The sequence below is a fragment of the Sphingomonas sp. Root710 genome (genome assembly GCF_001429065.1).
GTDB lineage: Bacteria > Pseudomonadota > Alphaproteobacteria > Sphingomonadales > Sphingomonadaceae > Rhizorhabdus.
The window spans coordinates 693,628-711,680 of sequence record NZ_LMIB01000001.1 but is presented as its reverse complement, the minus strand read 5'-3'; the positions used below and the strand labels follow the sequence as shown (position 1 = coordinate 711,680).

General features: G+C 65.1%; 14 protein-coding genes and 1 tRNA gene. 8 read left to right on the top strand and 7 right to left on the bottom strand.

Going from position 1 to position 18,053, the window contains the following annotated elements:
* The first annotated feature begins 175 nt into the window (after positions 1 to 175).
* The 3 genes from dapB (at position 176) to ASE00_RS03325 (ending at position 1,718) form a co-directional block, all read left to right on the top strand.
* Complete coding sequence (gene dapB, locus ASE00_RS03335) at positions 176 to 934, top strand: 4-hydroxy-tetrahydrodipicolinate reductase (protein ID WP_056379263.1); 759 nt, start codon at positions 176 to 178, stop codon at positions 932 to 934.
* On the top strand, positions 931 to 1,590 hold the full coding sequence (gene nth / locus ASE00_RS03330; RefSeq protein WP_056377764.1) for an endonuclease III: 660 nt from the start codon (positions 931 to 933) through the stop codon (positions 1,588 to 1,590). The genes dapB and nth overlap by 4 nt, the downstream gene beginning before the upstream one ends.
* Positions 1,591 to 1,641: 51 nt before the next feature.
* Positions 1,642 to 1,718: transfer RNA gene (locus ASE00_RS03325), tRNA-Arg, on the top strand.
* A gap of 30 nt (positions 1,719 to 1,748) precedes the next feature.
* On the opposite strand, the gene ASE00_RS03320 is transcribed toward ASE00_RS03325, so the two are convergent.
* From ASE00_RS03320 to ASE00_RS03300, 5 genes are all read right to left on the bottom strand, one after another.
* Positions 1,749 to 2,771: a DUF4402 domain-containing protein gene (locus ASE00_RS03320; protein WP_082594439.1), complete on the bottom strand. Its 1,023-nt coding sequence runs from the start codon at positions 2,769 to 2,771 to the stop codon at positions 1,749 to 1,751.
* Positions 2,768 to 5,455, bottom strand: coding sequence for a hypothetical protein (locus tag ASE00_RS03315; protein ID WP_156405252.1), 2,688 nt, complete (start codon positions 5,453 to 5,455; stop codon positions 2,768 to 2,770). Before ASE00_RS03315 ends, ASE00_RS03320 begins: the two co-directional genes overlap by 4 nt.
* A gap of 29 nt (positions 5,456 to 5,484) precedes the next feature.
* Positions 5,485 to 6,351: a fimbria/pilus periplasmic chaperone gene (locus ASE00_RS03310; RefSeq protein WP_056377761.1), complete on the bottom strand. Its 867-nt coding sequence runs from the start codon at positions 6,349 to 6,351 to the stop codon at positions 5,485 to 5,487.
* A 102-nt stretch (positions 6,352 to 6,453) separates the two neighbouring features.
* Positions 6,454 to 6,984, bottom strand: coding sequence for a DUF4402 domain-containing protein (locus tag ASE00_RS03305; protein WP_162256401.1), 531 nt, complete (start codon positions 6,982 to 6,984; stop codon positions 6,454 to 6,456).
* Between the two features lie 120 nt (positions 6,985 to 7,104).
* On the bottom strand, positions 7,105 to 7,644 hold the full coding sequence (locus tag ASE00_RS03300) for a DUF4402 domain-containing protein (protein WP_056377759.1): 540 nt from the start codon (positions 7,642 to 7,644) through the stop codon (positions 7,105 to 7,107).
* Between the two features lie 404 nt (positions 7,645 to 8,048).
* Between ASE00_RS03300 and ASE00_RS03295 the strand changes: the two genes are divergently transcribed.
* From ASE00_RS03295 to ASE00_RS03275, 5 genes are read left to right on the top strand one after another with little or no spacing between them, the layout of a single operon-like run.
* Positions 8,049 to 9,476 (top strand): oligosaccharide flippase family protein, encoded by a 1,428-nt coding sequence (locus ASE00_RS03295; protein ID WP_056377758.1) that lies wholly within the window; start codon positions 8,049 to 8,051, stop codon positions 9,474 to 9,476.
* A complete protein-coding gene (locus ASE00_RS03290; RefSeq protein WP_235538525.1) occupies positions 9,473 to 10,651 on the top strand; it encodes a glycosyltransferase family 4 protein in 1,179 nt (392 codons plus the stop codon). Before ASE00_RS03295 ends, ASE00_RS03290 begins: the two co-directional genes overlap by 4 nt.
* Before the next feature lie 3 nt (positions 10,652 to 10,654).
* Complete coding sequence (locus ASE00_RS03285; RefSeq protein ID WP_056377757.1) at positions 10,655 to 12,178, top strand: hypothetical protein; 1,524 nt, start codon at positions 10,655 to 10,657, stop codon at positions 12,176 to 12,178.
* A 43-nt stretch (positions 12,179 to 12,221) separates the two neighbouring features.
* Positions 12,222 to 13,373 carry a glycosyltransferase gene (locus ASE00_RS03280; protein WP_056377756.1) on the top strand — a complete coding sequence of 384 codons (1,152 nt, stop codon included), beginning with the start codon at positions 12,222 to 12,224 and terminating at the stop codon, positions 13,371 to 13,373.
* Between the two features lie 12 nt (positions 13,374 to 13,385).
* A complete protein-coding gene (locus ASE00_RS03275; RefSeq protein WP_056377755.1) occupies positions 13,386 to 14,870 on the top strand; it encodes a hypothetical protein in 1,485 nt (494 codons plus the stop codon).
* On the opposite strand, the gene ASE00_RS03270 is transcribed toward ASE00_RS03275, so the two are convergent.
* On the bottom strand, positions 14,871 to 17,423 hold the full coding sequence (locus ASE00_RS03270; RefSeq protein ID WP_056377754.1) for an HWE histidine kinase domain-containing protein: 2,553 nt from the start codon (positions 17,421 to 17,423) through the stop codon (positions 14,871 to 14,873).
* A complete protein-coding gene (locus ASE00_RS03265) occupies positions 17,420 to 17,980 on the bottom strand; it encodes a biliverdin-producing heme oxygenase (protein ID WP_156405250.1) in 561 nt (186 codons plus the stop codon). The genes ASE00_RS03270 and ASE00_RS03265 overlap by 4 nt, the downstream gene beginning before the upstream one ends.
* Positions 17,981 to 18,053 lie beyond the last annotated feature (73 nt).

Below are 18,053 nucleotides of genomic sequence, written 5' to 3'. Positions count from 1 at the left end.
ACCAGGGCGGTGACGGCGATTCGAACGCATTGACCCACGGCACCATCCCACATCTTCATCACGCTGAAACAGCTTCAGCACGACGATAGTTGCAAGACCAGCCCCATCACCACGCTTGCGTCATCCCGGCCACGCGGCCATGAAGCGCGCGGGTTTCGACGAACGGGGCACGGGCATGACCAGGATCGGCATATTGGGCGCGAACGGACGGATGGGCCGCGCGATCGCCGACGTCGCCGCCGATCTGGGCGCCATCGTCGCGGGCGGGGTAGACCTGTCGGGCGCCGTGTTCGGCGAGCATCGCGATGCCGCCGCGCTGGCCGCCGCCAGCGACGTGCTGGTCGACTTCTCCGCTCCCGCCGCCCTCGCCGGCCATCTCGAGGCCGCGCTGGCGGCGAAAGTTCCGCTCGTCATCGGCACCACCGGCCTCCAACCCGAGCACCACAAGCTGATCGACGACGCCGCCGCGCATGGGCTCGCGGTCCTGCAATCGGCGAACACTTCGCTCGGCGTCAATCTGCTCAGCCATCTCGTCCGCGAGGCCGCCGCCCGGCTTGGCGATGACTGGGACATCGAGATCGTCGAGATGCATCATCGCCACAAGGTCGACGCGCCATCGGGCACCGCGCTGCTGCTCGGATCGGCCGCCGCCCAAGGGCGCGGCTCGACGCTGCAGGAGCTCAGCCGCTACGACCGGATCGGCCATGGCAACGACAAGCCGCGCGAAGCCGGGACGATCGGCTATGCCAGCCTGCGCGGCGGATCGGTCGCGGGCGATCATATGGTGGTGCTGGCGACCGAAGGCGAGCGGATCGAACTGGGCCATCGCGCCGAGACCCGCGCCATCTTCGCGCGCGGCGCGGTCAAGGCATGCCTGTGGATGCAGGGCAAGCCCGCCGGGCGCTATACTATGGGCGATGTGCTGGGCCTGTGAAGAAGGCTGACGTCTTCGAGTTCTACCGCCGGCTCGCCGAGAATGATCCCGCGCCGCAAACCGAACTCAACTATGTGAACCCCTATACGCTGCTGGTCGCGGTAGCGCTATCGGCGCAGGCGACCGATATCGGCGTCAACAAGGCGACCGGCCCGCTCTTCGCCAAGGTGACGACTCCGCAGCAGATGCTCGATCTGGGCGAGGACGGGCTCAAGCAGCACATCAAGACGATCGGTCTGTTCAACATGAAGGCGAAGAACGTCATCGCCGCGGCGCAAATTCTGGTCGACAAATATGACGGCGAAGTGCCGCGGAGCCGTGAGGCGCTGGAGGAACTCCCCGGGGTGGGCCGCAAGACGGCCAACGTCGTGATGAACACTGCCTTCGGCGCGGAGACGATCGCGGTCGACACCCATATCTTCCGCGTTTCTAACCGGACCGGCCTGGCCCCGGGCAAGAACGTCCTTCAGGTCGAGCTCAAGTTGGAGAAGGTGACGCCCAAGCCCTTTCTCCAGGGCGCGCATCACTGGCTGATCCTGCATGGGCGCTATATCTGCAAGGCGCGCAAACCCGAATGCTGGCGCTGTCCGGTCGCCGATCTGTGCGCTTTCAAGCCCAAGACCCCCGCGCCGAAAGAGAAGATGATTTCGGCCTGAGCCCAAATCGCTCTAGCCCCGCGGGATTCGCTTTGCTAAGCGCAGCCCGACGCACCCGTAGCTCAGCTGGATAGAGCGCTGCCCTCCGAAGGCAGAGGCCAGGGGTTCGAATCCCTTCGGGTGCGCCATTTCCCAACATCAGCCGCAGGCGGCGACGCTCAATTATATGTCACGGTGACCGTGAAGGAGCCCGAATAATAGCCGCGCACCACGGTGCCGCTGTTGACGCTTATCGTTCCGCCCACGCCCAGAATGAGCTCTCCGGTACCCCCCATCGTCTGGTTGCCGGTGGCGGTCTTGGCCATGGTGACGCTGAGGCTACCGCTGCCCGACTGGTTGTTCATGGTGACGTTGCCAGTCGGTAGGTAGCTGATCGCATAGGTCGTCCCCGGCTCGCCGGTGATGGTGAACTTGGCGCGCCCGAAGGATGAATCGGGGCCACCGCCCGCAGGCACCTCCAGCGGCGGCGCGGTGCCCGAAACGGTGCGGGTGCTGTCGGCGGTCGAAGAGATGATGACGTTACCCGATCCGCTGGCGCGCTTGACCAGCGAGCCAAAGCGCAGATCCGAATTCTTGGTCATGCGGAGAGCACGGCGCACGGTGATCGTCGCGGCTGCCGTCAGCCCGGTCGTCGGCACCGTCGGGTCCTTGGCGACATAGACATAATAGGTGTTGGTCAGCGCGCCGGTGGCGCCCCCCTCGTCGTCGCCCGCGACGGGCATCTTGGTATCGAGCAGGAAGGTCTTGTTGCCGGTGCCGGTAAAGCCCGACATCACGAAATCGAGCGTCGATCCAGACGTCGTGCCCGAGATCGTCCCCGTTCCGGCTATCGCGATGAATTGGGAAAAGGGCTTGGCCCGTCCGCTCGTGCTGAGATTGCCGACGACGATCCGCGCATTGTTGCCGACCACGCCGCAAGAATTGGGGCTGCCCGAACCGGTGCAGCGAATCGTCACGGTAGCCCGGCGAACCGTGCCCTTGATGCGCGCACCGCTCCCCGATTGAACAGACACAGTGGTGTTGTTCTGGTAAAAGACGGTATCGCCGGTCGCTGCGGCCGCTACCTCGCCATAAGCGGTGATCGGATTGATGCTGTTGACCGTGTAGGTTTGCGCCAGCCCGGCGGTTCCCCGGAGGAGCGCGGCTAGCAACGCCCATCTGACCGCGCTTCTCCCGATCATTGAAAGACCACCACGCCCTGCACGTCGGGTGCGGCCCCGCCGCTGGCGCCGATGGTGAAGCGCACTGGCGCCTCGAGCCGCATCTTCAATCGCTGCGCCTGCTGCTCGACCAGTTCGAGGCGATAGCCGCCGGGCCGGAGCGAGTCGAACAATACGCTGCCGTCATATTCGGTCAGCGCCTCGCGCTCGTCCCCATTGTCTCCGATCACACGCAACATAACGGCGGAAAGCCCTACCTTCTTCTCACCACGACGGACGAAGATGCTGACCATGACTTCGCCTTTCGCCTGGATGGGATAGGATACTACCGCAACCGTGCCCGCGCGTGGTGTGAATTCGATCACTGGCGGCGGCCCCGCGACATTGTCCAGCGCGACATTGTCCAGATTGGTACGGACCTGCGCGACGCTGCCATAGCCAAGGCCCGTCACCAGTGCGCGGCCCTTTTCGTCGGTCTGGATTTCCTCGCCCGCCGCACCCGCCATGGCCACGCCGGGCAATGGCTCCTCGGTCTTGTCGAAGCGGCCATTGCCGTTCTCGTCGAGGAAAGCCTGCAATGCCATATTGCCCCCCGCCGCGGCGCCGGGGCGCTGGAAGGTGTAGCTCCCGCCCAGCGGGCTTCGCACCAGGCTGAACGCCAGTTGCAAACCGATCCGCCAATCATTCTTGGGCACGCTATATTCGGCGTCGAGTGCCAGATCAGCGAAGCCGAGCCTGCGGATCGCCGAAGCCTGCACCGTCGTCTCCTTGTCACCGATAAAGCTGTGGCCGAGGCCGAAGCGGAGCGCGGTGCTGTCCGAGAGATTGCGATCGGCGGTAACCGATGCCGCGCGCACCCGGCTCCTGGGCAATATCTGATAATCGAGGCTGCTGCGCAGCTGCCATTTGAACAAAGCAAAGGAGGAAGCGCTAAGCGAACCGCTCATCCGGTTGCTCGTCGGCCCGAGCACCGGATCATAGCGCTCGAAATCGAGACCGCTCGACAGATAGACGCCGCCGATCGCGCTCGACGCGCGAAACAGCCCGTTCCAGCTGAGATCGCCATTGGCATATTCGTCGCGCGAGGCGCGCACCGACATCGGAACGACCAGCTTGGCGGGGCGCAACTGCCAGTCGAGGTCGACCTCGCTCGACCGCTCCAGCGCCCGGCCATCCCCTCCGCGCGGGGTCGTCTCATCGACGAAGGCGCCGCGATATTCGGAATGTCGCAGCACCCCGGAAACGCCCTTATATTCGCTGGCGAGGCCGACCGCATAGGCGGTGCCGTTCCGGTCGTCGCGCGCGACATCGAGCTGGGTGGCTATGCCGCGGATCGAGGTGCGTATCCCGCCGGTGGCCACGCGGCGCTGCCCCAGCCCGGTGGGCGAATAGCTGCCGAGACCGCCCGCGAGCGTCACCGTCTCGCTGAGACCGTAGAGGATGTTCATCGCGAGCCGGAGATCACCGACGCCGGGCGAGGTGATTACGCTCGAATCCCTGGAGTTGAACTCAATCAGCGACCGTTGCTGCTGCGCGGCGCCGAAATCGACGACGAACTGCCCCTTCTCGAGCTGGCCGCCGCCGACATTGACGACCTTGACCTCTTCGCTGCGCTCGCCGCGCGGTCCATAGGCGACGATGCGGATGATGTTGATCCCGCGGATCAACGGGACGTCGCGAAACTCGTAGCGGCCTTGCACCGGCGTCGACTGGCCGCTGCGCAGCACGTCGTTGACATAGAGTTCGACATCATAGCCCAGCGGCAATTCGCCGCGCAGGTCGATCCGCCCGAACACGCTCTGCTGCGTCAGCGGCGCGGTCGAGAAGGAGAGGCCGCGTCCCGCCTGGCTGCGCGGTCCGAGCGGCAGCGCAGGCGTATAGATGTCGCCTGCCGAGACCCGCGTGAATCCCAGCGGCCCCAGCGCATGCCCAGAGGCGTCACGCCGTTCGAGCAAGGCGCGGGCGTTCACCGGCCGTCCCTTCTCGTCGGAACCCAGATAGCCCTGGAAATTGCTGAAGAGCAGATCGCCGCCCGCGCGGACGTCATAGCGGTACGGCGTGTGCGGGGTCTCGCTCTGCCCGCCCGCGTCGAGCGACACATCGAAGCTCGGCAGGGTGAACAGCTTCGGTGTGGACCTGATCCGGTAGACCTCGTCCGCTCCGCCGCCGCCGCCCGGCGAAAGCCCGCGCAGACGCTTCAGCCGGTCGAGCCGTGACTGGATCGGCAAGGGCTCCAGAGCGGTCAGCACGAGGCGCAGGCCCGCGCTATCGAAGCGGACTTTAACCGGCAGGAATTTTTCCAGCAGGTAGCTGCGAACATAGATGTCGTTCGCACCCACCACCATGTCGCCGGCAAGAAGCAGCTGGGTACTGCCCGCGACACGGACAATTGCGTTATCCTTATCGACCAGCACCGGCCGGCGCGCTTCGCCGATCGTGCCGACGATACGCCGCTCGCCCATCTGGACGGTGATATCGACGTCGAGCAGGCGCGCCAGTTCGCCGACCGGTATGAGCAGCCCTCCTGGCGCGTCATAGGCGGTCATCGCATCGGTCAGGCTGAGCTGGTCCAGCGCGACTTCGACGAGAAGCAGATTGTCGTCGCTGATCGGATCGGAAGCCGGCAGCTGCGGATCGTCGAAAGGGTCGGCGGCGACATTCGCCGTCTGGGCACTTTCGGAAAACAACGCAAACGCAACCGACACCAGGAAAACCGCCGCTCCGGGCGGCCGCCTCACGGTGCCGTCAACGAAGCCTTACTGAGGACGGTACCCGGCTTGCTGTCGTCATCGGTAAACTGGATCTCCAACTGCTCACCCGGCGTGGGCAGGCGCGTCAGAGTCACAGTGACCATACGACGGTCAATTTCCGGATAGACGCCGATACCGCGCACCGCGCCGATCGGCTCGCCCCCCTTCTTGCTTCCCCTTACCTCCAGATCGCCGAACAGCGAATTGGCCCCCTGCCGTACGAGTTCGAACTTCAAAATTGCGGTGCGCACCGGCGCGGCCTGCCCATTTGGCGAGATGTTCTCGAAGCTCAGCACGGGCTTTTCGATCGCAGCGCGAACGTCGATCGGGCCAACGCGCAGGATCACGGGGATGGAAATGGCCAGCACCGAATTGATCCGGAAGGACAGCTGCCCTTCCTTCTGATTGGCGGCCTGTTCGGCAGTAAGACCGGTGTCCGCCGGCGGAATGCCGGTAACGGTCAAGTGTGAACGATATTCGCCGGGCGCCAGATCAGGCGAGGCCGCGGCGCGCAGCCGGATCGTCTGTCCCGCGCCGGGGGCGACACGGATGCGACGAGGCGTGACCACCAGCAGCGACTTGGCGGACTTGAGCCGTTCCGCCTCGGGTTTGCCGGCGGCATCGGCGAGCGGGATGATCTGGCCATCGGGAAGCATGACGCGATCGATCATTTCAACGTCGAACGCGCCGCTGCCGCTGCCGGTCGAAACCGAAACGGTGGCGGATTTGCCGGGCCGGTCGAAAGTGATGCGCTTCGGGGTGAGATTGACGCTGGCGGCGGGCGCCTGCGGGACGGGAGCGTTTTCCGCGAAACCGGCCGACGGCAGCAATGCCATTGCCGCACCGATCATTAAGGCCCTGCTGCAAAAGCGACGTCCGAAGCGCCCTTTTTCCTCCACCTCGGTCAAGGCCATATCGTTCGCTTCACCCCGGCTATGCTGGCTTCGCCCGCATCAATTATATTGGACTGTTACTTTCAGCACGCCCGCATAATCGCCTGCGGAAGCGGCCGGCGACGGTTGCAGCCGCCCACCGACATCGAACGCCAACTCACCCGTCCCTTCTGCCGTGGCATGCAACAAACCTTCGGCGCCACCCATGCTGGTGACGGGACTGAACTCGACTTGACCATCTCCGCTCAGCCGCGACAGTGAAATCGTCGGCGGCACCGTGACCGAGATGACCTGATCCCTGTCACCGATAATGGTGAAGCTCGCCTGCTGCAATCCCGCTCGGCTGATGACCTGAGCGATGTCGCGTTCGATCGATTCGGTGCCGATCCGCACGGCCCCGGCACTGCTGAAGGTCTGTGGCGGAAGGCCGAGCGATCCCGCGCTGCTGCCGATCGCCGACACCAGAGGAAGCGTGACCATGCCGGTCACCAACTCCTGGTCGGTGACCGCCGAACTCGGCGCGAGGATGGAAAGCGTGGCGTCGGTGGTGACCGACGAGGCGGCCCACAGCGCCGCGGCGCCCGTCGTCATCGACAAAGCCAGAATATAGCTCAGGGAACGGACAGATGATCGGCCCATGACACACCCCGCCACGCGGCCAGCCCATCAGGGCTGGCGCAACGCATTTTCATCCCGCCGACGCGGAACGACTCAGTTATAGGCGAGAGTGGTTGAAAAACTACCGCTATAATCACCGCTCGCCGTGGAGCTGCTGACCGAGAAGGCGCCGCCGACATACAGCGTGCCGTCGCCCGAGAAGCCGCCGGTGGAGCCCAGCGCACCCGAGAGCGTGTCGGAGGTGGCTTCCGGGGTCAGGGTGACGACGATCGAACCGGAAACGCTCCCGGTCATCGTGACGGACGCAGGAACGGTGATCGACACCGACTGGTTGCCTTCACCGGCCGCGGTGTAGGAAGCGCGCGTCTTCGTGCCCGAGCTCAACAGCACCGCGTCGCCGCCGCCGGTCAGCGCCGGCGTGTCGGAGGTGGTGGAGATCGTCACGGTGTTAGTGCCGGTGGACGGACGGACGACGGTGCCGAAAGCCAGGTTGTTCACCTTCGTCAGGGCGATGCCCTGAATGATGCGGACCGTGCTGGTGGTGGTTTCCGAATCGGAGATCTGGGCGAATGCCGGAACGGAGACGCCACCGACGAGCAAGCCGGCCACCAGAAACTTACCAAACGCGTTCATACTAACCCCCACAAAAAACGATGCAACAGCAACAACTTAGGAAGAGTGCGCTCGAAAAAGCCGCGTGCACGCCCCCGCAGGATGAAGACCGCCCCCGTGGCAATCCGCACCCCCGAACCTGCCCACCATTCGCGATGGCGATCGTTTCGGTAAGGAATTTTTTACAATATTTCGCGACGTTTTGATAGGGAATTCCCCCGTGTAACTACACTGTTGACAAATATCTCAGTAGATCAACGGCTTGGTGACCCAAAAACGATTAAGGCCCCGTCGATTAAGGATATTTTTGGAGAAAAATTCCCGAAACGGGGCGTTTTGCCGCCATATCGGAGCAGCTTCACGCGGGGCCGGCGACGTTGTAGCGTCGCCCGCAGGACGGCAGCGAAGGATATTGCCTGTTGAGCATGAGCGGCAGCGCGATGGCGCGGATCGTCGGCTTTCAGACCGTGATCCAGTTCGCGATCGATTTCACCGCCAGCCTGATCGTCGCCCGCCTGTTGTCGCCGCACGAAATCGGCGCCTTCTCGATCGCGCTCGCCGCGGTGGTGATAGCCCAGACATTGCGCACGGCCGGCGTGAACATGTTTCTGATCGCCGCGCCTTCGCTCGACAGGGGGCAGATCCGGACGGCGCTGGGCCTGGCGATGATCGCGAGCTTCGCCTTCGCCATCGTCATCTTCCTCGCCGCGCCGTTGGTCGCTGATTTCTACCGCGAACCGGTGATAACGCAGGTGTTGAGGATCATCTGCATCACCTATGTCCTCGCCCCCTATCAGGTGCTGGGCCACGGCCTGCTGACACGGGCACTTCGCCTGAAGACACTCATGGTCGCAACGCTGGCGGCCGCGGCCGCCGGGGCTGCGACCACGGTCACGCTCGCCCTTCAGGGCTGGGGAACATTGGCGATGGCCTATGGCTCGCTCGCGACCGCGATCGTCGCCACGGTGGCTATCATCGCAGGCCGCCCGCCCCAGTTCGTCTTCCGCCCCGCCTTCCAGCATTGGCGGTCGGTATCGGCGTTCACAAGCTGGGTTCTCGGCGGCACCCTGCTGGGCCAGTTCGGTCCGCGCCTGAACGAACTGTTCGTCGGCCGGGCGATGGGCATCGCCCCCGCCGCCTTCCTCGACCGCGCCGAGATGCTGCCGCGCATGCTGTGGAATTATGCCGCGCCGCCCGTGCTCAGCATCCTCTCGCCGCTCGTCGCGCATGAGCAGCGCAACGGCATCGACGCGCGCAGCACCATATTGCTGCGCATGCGGCTGTTCGGTTGCATCTTCTCGCCGATCCTGATCGGCATCGGCACGCAGTCCGCCCCGATATTGATCGGCCTCTACGGCTGGCAGTGGCAGGCATCGATCGCTCCGGCCCCCTGGCTGTGCGTGGCGGCGGCGATCACCGGGCAGTTCGTCGTGCTCAACGCGTCGCTCAACGGGCTGGGCGAGGCGCGCGCGCTGTTCTTCCTCGCCCTCATCGAGCAGGCCGCCCGCGTTGCGATGCTGCTGCTCCTGTCCTGGACCAGCATCGAACTGGTGGCGGTCGGAACGATCGCCGTCGCGCTGATCTACGCCGCGGCCGCCATCCGGCTCGGCACCCGGCTGGGCCTTTTCTCGCCGCGCGAAGTCATTGCCGGTCTCGCGCCGTCGGTCGCGATCTGCGCGGTCGTCGGTGCAGCGGGCATCGCCATAGACCTGATCCGGGGCGGCGGCATTCCGTCGGAGCCTATTCCTGCGGTGCTCGAGGCGGCGGCGATCCTCGCCGTCACCTGGATCGCTGCGGTGTTCGTCTTCCAGCGTCCGGTGATCGCTGCCTTGTGGAAGGTCGTGAAACATTGAGCGGCCCCGCCCCGATATTGTTCGTGACCAACATGATGCCGCCGCTGATCGGCGGCACGCCAATGGTCTATGACCGGATGGCGCGCCATGCCGCCCCCGCAGTCCATGTGCTGACCGCCTGGCGAGATCCGGACATCGCGAGGCCGATCCCGAGATGGCGGGAAAGCGATGCGGCGCGGCCCTATCCTATCCATCGCATCGCCTGGCTTCGTCCGCCCCGTATCGAGGCGCTACGCCGGCGCATCGGCTTGCTCGATCTGCTGCTCATCGACCTGCCGGTCATGCTGTACGCGCTCATATCGGTGATCGTCATGGCGCTGCGCCTTCACGCCCGCACCATCGTCATCGGCGAACTGCAGGGCTTGGGCTGGCTCGCGATAGCGCTCGGCTGGATCACGCCCTGGCGGATCGTGATGTACACGCATGGCGAGGAGGTAGTGCAGACCGCCTACAACCGGCTCGCGCGGCTGCGCGGCCCCGCGCTACGATCAGCCGATGCCGTGCTGACGGTGTCCAGTTTCACCCGAGATCGGCTTATCCGCGATTTCGGCGTCCCGCCCGGCCATATCCATCTGGTCACCCCCGGCGTCGACCTCGACCGCTTCACTCCGGGCGCTTCTCCCGCCGCGCCCTTCATCCTGAGCGTCGGCCGGCTGATCGAGCGCAAGGGGTTCGACCGGCTGATCGACGCCTTCGCGGAGGTCGCGGGCGAGTTTCCCGGCTATCGTCTCGTCATCGCCGGAGGCGGCCCGGAGGAGGAGGCTCTCAAGGCGCGCGCGGCGGCGAGCGGCGCGGGCGTCCGGATAGAGTTTGCAGGCGGCGTCGACGACGCCCGGCTGACCGCCCTCTATCGCGGCTGCACGTTGTTCGCGATGCCCAACCGCACTCTCGCCGATGGGGATACCGAAGGATTCGGACTGATCTTCCTCGAGGCGAACGCCTGCGGAAAGGCGGTTATCGGCGGGCGGGCGGGCGGCGCCACCGACGCGATCGTCGATGGCGAGACCGGGCTGCTGGTCGATGGTTCCAACACAGGCGCTATCGCTGCCGCGCTCCGCCGCCTGCTCGGCGACGCGGCGTTCCGCGAGCGACTAGCGGCCGGCGGTCTGGCCCATGCGCGCCGCCACGGCTGGGACCGATCGGCGGCGCGCTTCATCGATGCCGTGGAGGGCTGAAGAATGCCGACACGAAACGCCTGGTGGTCCGGCAAGGTCTATGTCGCCCTGCTCCTGATCCTGATGGCCGTTCCGTTGCTGTGGCCCGCCGTCCCGCCGCTCGACGATATGCCGACGCATCTCGGACGCTTCCGTATCCAGGCGGGGATGCAGGACGCTCCCACGCTGGCACGGATTTTCTCGATCCACTGGATGCCCGTCGGCAATCTCGGCGTGGATCTTCTGGTGCTGCTTTTCGGCCCGCTGCTGGGTGTCGAACTGGCGGCCAAGCTCGTCGTCATCCTGATTCCGGTGCTGAGCGCGGGCGGGCTGCTGCTCATCGCCCGCGAAGCCCATGGCGAATTGCCGGCCTCGGCGGGTTTCGCGCTGCCGCTCGTCTATGGCTACGCCTTCCAATATGGCTTCATAAACTTCTCGCTCGCGGCCGGGCTGGCGCTGCTGATCTTCGGGCTGGTCCTGCGCTATCAGCGGCTCGATCGCCCGCAAATCTGGCGAGCGCTGATCCTGCTGGGCAGCGTGATCATCTACTTCGCGCATATCTTCGGCTGGGTGCTGTTCGGTCTGCTGGTCGGCGGCAACGCGCTCTATCGCCATGTCACCAGCTCGCGGATAAGTTTGCCGATGGTCCGCCGCGTGATCCTCGAAGGTCTGCTGCTGGCGCTGCCTTTGATCTTCATCATCGCCTGGCGCAGCGGCGATAACCAAGGCGAAACAAGCGCTTATTTCGACATCTTCAACAAATGGGGATGGATCGAAAGCGCGATGCGCGACCGCTGGGTGCGTTGGGATGGGCTGTCGGCCCTCGGTTGCGTCGCACTGATCCTGCTCGGACTGTTCGGCGTCGCGCGGATGAACCGGCGGCTGCTGATCGTCTTCCTGGTGATGGCGGTGTTCTACCTGTTCATCCCCTACGCCTTTCACGGGCTGATCTATGCCGACATGCGGATCGCGCCGCTGATGCTCGCGATCGGGATCGTCGCGCTCGCGCCGCGGCCCGGCTGGGGAAAGCGCGTCATCACCGGCGTCGCGCTGCTTGCGCTGGGCTTCGTCGCCGCCCGCGCCGCGACCACCACGATCAGCTATCTAGGCTATGCCGGGGATCATGCGCGCTATCTCCAGGCGCTGCCCCATATTCCAAAGGGCGCGCGTGTGGTCGCGCTGATCGCCCCCCCCTGCCCGCGCGGCTGGAACGTACCGCGGATCGTTCATCTGCCCAGCATGGCAATCGTGCGCCGCGACGCCTTCGCCAATGACCAGTTCGACATGCCGGGCGCGCAGCTCGTCGCGGTCGGCCCGGAGATACCGCGGGACTTCGCCTATCACAGCAGCGAGCAGGTCCGCCTGCCCGGCTGCGAGCGGCCGGAGCCGCTGCTTGCCGACCGCATAGGACAGATACCGCGTGGCACGTTCGACCAGCTGTGGCTGATCGGCGTCGATCCCGCCAACCGACCCCGTCTGCCTTGGCTGCGTCAAGTCTGGGCCGACGACCGCAGCGCGCTCTACGCGATCGTTCGACAGACGCGATAAATTGCTGTTATCTGCGCGACAGGGGTAGCGCGAGGGGGACGGGATGAGTTTGATCGCAGGCCGAAAGACGCCGAAGGAACGGCTCACCGCCCCCGATATCTCGATCGTCATCCCGACCTACAACGAACGCAGCAACATCGCCCCGCTGGTCGACGCGGTCAGCGCCGCTCTGGGCGACATTCCCTGGGAAATGATCGTCGTCGACGACGACAGCCCCGACCAGACCTTCAGCGAAGTCTCGAATCTGGCGCGGCAGGAGCCGCGGCTGCGCTGCCTGCGCCGTGTCGGCCGTCGCGGCCTAGCCTCGGCGGTGATCGAGGGCGCGCTGGTCGCCAACGGCGCGGTGATCGCGGTGATGGACGCCGACTTCCAGCATGACGAGCGCATCCTGCGCCCGATGTTCGAAAAGATGATGGCGACTGATGCCGACATCGTCGTCGGCACCCGCTACGCCGAAGGCGGCGGTATCGGCGAGTGGGATGCGACCCGTGCGCGGATGAGCGATTTCGCCACCCGCATGGCGTGCATGCTGGTCGGCAACCAGACCACCGATCCGATGAGCGGCTTCTTCATGGTCCGCCGCGAGATTTTCGCCAGCGAAATCTACGACTTGTCGCAGCAGGGCTACAAGATCCTGCTCGACATCATCAGCAGTTCGCATGTGCCGCTGAAGATCGAGGAAGTCCCCTATGTCTTTCGCACCCGCCAGGCGGGCGAAAGCAAGATCAGCATCATGGTGCTGGCCGAATTCCTGTTCCTGATCATCGAGAAGCTGACCCACGGCCTGATCCCGCCCCGCTTCGCGCTGTTCAGCATCGTCGGCGGCATCGGTCTTGGCGTCCACCTCGCCGTGCTCAACAGCCTGAAGCTGTTCGGTTTCGAGTTCCTCGGCGCGCAGATCGCCGCGATCGGGGTGTCGATGGTGTCGAACTTCATCATGAACAACGAGTTCACCTATCGCGACCGGCGGCTGACCGGGCTGTCCTTCGTCGCGGGCCTGATCCTGTTCTGCCTGGTCTGCAGCTTCGGCGCGCTCGCCAATGTCGGCGTGGCCGAAATCGCGATCAAACAGGTCGACAACTGGTCGATCGCGGGCCTGTTCGGCGCGATCATGGGCGCGGTGTTCAACTTCTCCGCAGCGACCAGCCTGGTCTGGCGGCGGCCGCGCAAGCGCATCTTCGCTCCCGCCAAATGATCCGCGCCTGACGTGAGCCCCGCGCCCGATGATCGCCTGTGGGGCCATTGGCGGACGATCGCCCTGCTCTGCCTCGGCGCGGCCGCGGCGCGGATCACGACGAGCTATGCGCTGCCCAATGTCGCGCATCCTGACGAGACCTTTCAATATCTCGAACAGGCCTATCGGCTGGTCACGGGCAAGGGACTGATCCCCTGGGAATATCAGGTCGGCGCGCGGTCCTGGCTGTTGCCCTGGATCATCACTCCCGCCGTCGCACTCGGCCATCTGCTGTCGCCCGACCCGGTCGTGCTGCGAACGGTCGTGGCCGCTTTCCTTGCGATCCTGTCGAGCGGCGCGGTGATCGCCGCCTACCGGATCGGGCTGGTTAAGGGCGGGCGCATTCATGCTCTGTTCGCGGGCCTCCTCACCGCCTGTTGGGCGGAGATCGTCCAGCTGTCACCGCACATGCTGGCCGACACGATCTCGGCGATCACCCTGATCGCGGCGCTCGCCTTTGGCGCCCGGCTGGGACGATCGACCCGCCGCGAAATCCTGTTCGCCGGAATCATGCTCGGGCTGACGATCATCGTCCGCCCCCAGCTTGGCCCTGCCTGCGTGGTCGCGGGACTAGCCGTCGCCGGCCTGCTGCCCGACCGCCGCTGGGTGCCGATGGCGGTCGGGCTGCTGCTGCCGATCGCCTTGCTGGGCGTAACCGACTGGCTGACCTGGGGAGAACCCTTCCACTCGGTACTGCTCTATGTCCGCATCAACGGCGGCGGCATGGCCAATCTCTACGGCACAGCACCGCCGGGCTGGTACGTCGCCAACGAGGCGATGATCTGGGGCGTGGCGCTTCCAGCGATCATACTCTCCGCCGTCTTTGGCGCACGCCGCGCGCCGCTGCCGCTCGCCGCCGCGCTGATCATCATCGCGACATTTTCGGCAGTCGCGCACAAGGAATGGCGCTTCATCTTCCCGGCGCTCCCGCTGCTCTTCACGGTGTGCGGCATCGGCACGGTAGAACTGGCGCGGATCGCTGCCGATCGTTTCGGCGGTCCTTTCACGCGCCGACGGCTCTATGTCGCAAGCGCCCTGCTATGGATCACCTTGTCCCTTCTCAGCGGGGTGCGGGGCATGATGCGCCCGCTATGGCTGCAGGATGCGGGTGCGATCCATGCGCTCGATCGGGCCAGCGCCGATCCCGGGGCCTGCGCCATCGGCATCGACAGGCCCGAGCAGTGGGCCCATAGCGGCATGGTCCGGATACGGCCCGACATGCGGCTGTACGCCGCGGTTGCGGCGGCTGCGCCCGACTTCAACTATATCCTTTCCTTCACGGCGGCGCAGACCTCGGATCGCTTTGCATCCTGGGGCTTTGCGCAGATCAGCTGCGCCGACGACGGCGCATGCCTCTATCGCCGCCCCGGCGGCTGCACGGACGGCAACGCACATCAGCTGCAGGCGCCGCCCGCCGAAGACGCTCGCCGGCTGCTCGAGGATTTCCGAAGGCGCTGATTAGCGCTTTGCGCCGATCCGGTTGAGCGCCTCGACGATTTCGGTCCGGCCATAGGGCTTGGAAATCACCCCATGCGCCGCCAGGTCGCCGCTGAGTTGCGCTTGCTCACCATAACCGCTGGCGAAGACGAAGGGGACGTCCAGCGCCCGCAATTCCTCGGCGATCGTCAGGCTCGATTCCGTACCCAGATTGATGTCGAGAATCGCGAAGTCGATCTCGCTGGTCGCGATCGCCTCACGCGCCTGCCGCACCGACGACGCGGTGATCACCCGCCTGGTGCCCAGCGCCTTCAACGCCTCTTCGACATCGAGCGCGATCAGCATGCTGTCCTCGACCAGCAGCACCGTCGCCGGCACCTTACCGTCAAGCTCGATCCGCGGTCCGGCCGCACCGCCTGTTCCGGCAACCACACCAACGCCCACCGTGACGAATTTGGCAGGAATGGTGAACTCGGCCTCGAGACCGCTGAGCTTGTAGCTCAGCCGGGCCCGGCCGCCGAGATCATAGGGCACCGACCGCTCGATGATCGTGGTGCCGAACCCCTTGCGCGAAGGTGCGCGGACCGGCGGACCGCCCGTCTCGCGCCAGGTGATCAGCAACGAGCCGTCGACATCGACGCCCCAGCGCAGATCGACATGCCCGCTGTCGCTGAGCGCGCCATATTTGGCGCAGTTGGTGATGAGTTCGTGCAGCACCAGCGACAGCGTGTTGAACGCGGTCGGATCGAGCGACACATTCGGCCCAGACAGGCGCACCCGCTCGCCGCCTTCGGCCAGATAGGCATTGGCCTCGGCACGAACCAGCGGTTCGATCTCGGCAGGCCCCCAACGCTTCGTGGTGAGCTGATCGTGCGCGCGCGCCAGCGCCTGCACCCGGCCCTCGAGCGTCTCTGTGAACTCCTCATGGCTCTGCGTGCTGGCGCGCGTGCGCGAGATGAGGCTGCGCACCAGGCTCAATACGTTGCGGACGCGGTGGTTGAGTTCGGCGATCAGCAGATCCTGCCGCTCATGCGCCCGCGCCTGATCGCTCTCGCGCCCCTCCGCCAGCAACAGCACGACCTCGAGTAACGAGGTGCGCACCGCCTCGGCGACACGCTGCTCGGCCGAGGTAAAAGGCTCGCTCACCCCCTGGACCAGCTGACGCCACGCCTCGAAGCTCTTGCGCGGCGACAGGCGGACACCATGGGCATCTTCCTCCATCGCCTTTTGGGGATCGCCCGCCCAGCGCACCGAGTGCACCTTCTCGCTACGGAAAAGGATCACATAGTCGCGCGGCGAGCGCGAAATGGGGATAGCGATCATCCCAGCCGAGCGCTCCGAATAGGCACTGGCCGGCGGGTGGATACGCGCGATGCAGTCGGTGATCACGATCTGCGACGCTGCACCGCGGCTGAGATCGCGGACCAGCGCCCGGAACTGCGCCTCGTCCGGCGCCATGCCCGACAGCGATATGCGTCCGTCGAGATATACGCCGACGCCGTCGTTCGGGATCGCCGCGCCGATCGTCTCACCGATCCATTCGGGGTTGTGAAGCAGGTCGGCGTCCTGCGCGACGACGGCCATCAGCCGATCGGTGATCGCGCGCGATCGCTGCTCATAGGCAGCGGTTTCCTCACGTTCGCGCGATTCGAGCATCATCGAGAACATCCGCCCGAACAGTTCGGCGGCGGTGCGCTGCTCCAGCGTCGGACGTAGAGGGCTGTAATGGTGACAGGCGATCAGGCCCCACAAACGCCCTTCGCACACCACCGAGATCGACAGAGACGCGCGCACGCCCATGTTCGAGAGATATTCGATGTGAACGGGCGAGACCGAACGCAGCACCGACATCGACAGGTCGATCGGCTGTCCGTTCAGATCGCGCTCGGGCAGGATGCGCGATCCGGGATCCTGAAGATCGGCGATGACCCGAAGGACATTGCGCACATAGAGAGCGCGCGCCTGCTTCGGGATATCGGTCGCCGGATAGCGCAAGCCGAGGAAGGATTCCCGCTTCGACACCACCGACTCGGCGACGACCTCGCCCGCCCCGTCATTGTCGAAGCGGTAGAGCATGACCCGGTCGAACCCGGTGATCGCCCGGATTTGGCGGACCGCGTTGAGCCGGAAATTCTGGATCGAACTCGCCTGGCTCTGCCGCATCAGCATAGATCGCACGGTGATGCCGATATCTTCATGCCCGGCCGGCCCGCTGGGCTCACCTTCGATGATGATCATGCTCTGGCTGAAATGGATCGCCACGTCATATTCGGGCAGATCGGGCTTGAGCTGGATACGCAGCAGTCGTTCGACCGAATCCTCGCCTTGCAGATAGGCGATGCGGTTGCGGATATCGTGGACCGCCTGTTGGCTCACCAGCCGCTCGAACGGCTGGCCGATCGCGTCATCCCAGGCCGTACCGAGATGATCCGCGATATTCTCCGACACCCGGCTCACCAGCCAGTCGGAGGAAACAGCGATCAGGAAACCGAAGCTCTGGACGGCGCCTAACAGATGTATAGGCTCACGGTCGCAGATGGTCAGGTCAGGCTGGTCGGTCGTCAACTCGTTCAAAATCGGCTCGTTCTCGTGGAGGCGCTGTAAGTGGCCCGCCAGGCCTTTTCAAAAAGGCCAAACACGAACAGAGCATCATCAATGATGTCGCGACCATTAGCATGGACGCCATGATCATTCTGTAGAGTAGTGAACAATCGCTTCCAAGGCTCCATCACCGCCGATTCAGTGAGATATGCGCTTGCCGCTACGGAATAGTTTGGCGCTTTAGCCTTCAGCTCGCGCAGGAGGACACTCGATCCCAGCCGCGACCCCTCAAGCACATAACGATGCCCGAGCGACGCGTGCGACGGTACGTCGACATCGGACAGAGGTTCGGGAACCGGCAGGCCCAGCGTTTCAAGGTCGCTCCGCAGCGCTTCCGCCCGCGCGAGCGATTCGCTGTCGAGGATCGGCCTCAACGTCTCCCAGGCCGCCGCTTGGGCGAGCAGGAAGCGACCGTAACCTTCCGCATCAGCGAAATCGCATGAACCGAACAGCGCGTCGACGCGCGCATGGGCGTCGGCGGTCTCAAGCCGGAGCCTGTCCCGCAATGGCATGATGTTGACGTCAGACAAAAATCCCCCAGACCGTTCGAAATCTGCGTAACCTTTCAGGCAACGAAACGTGCGACGGCGCGTTAGGGTCCAG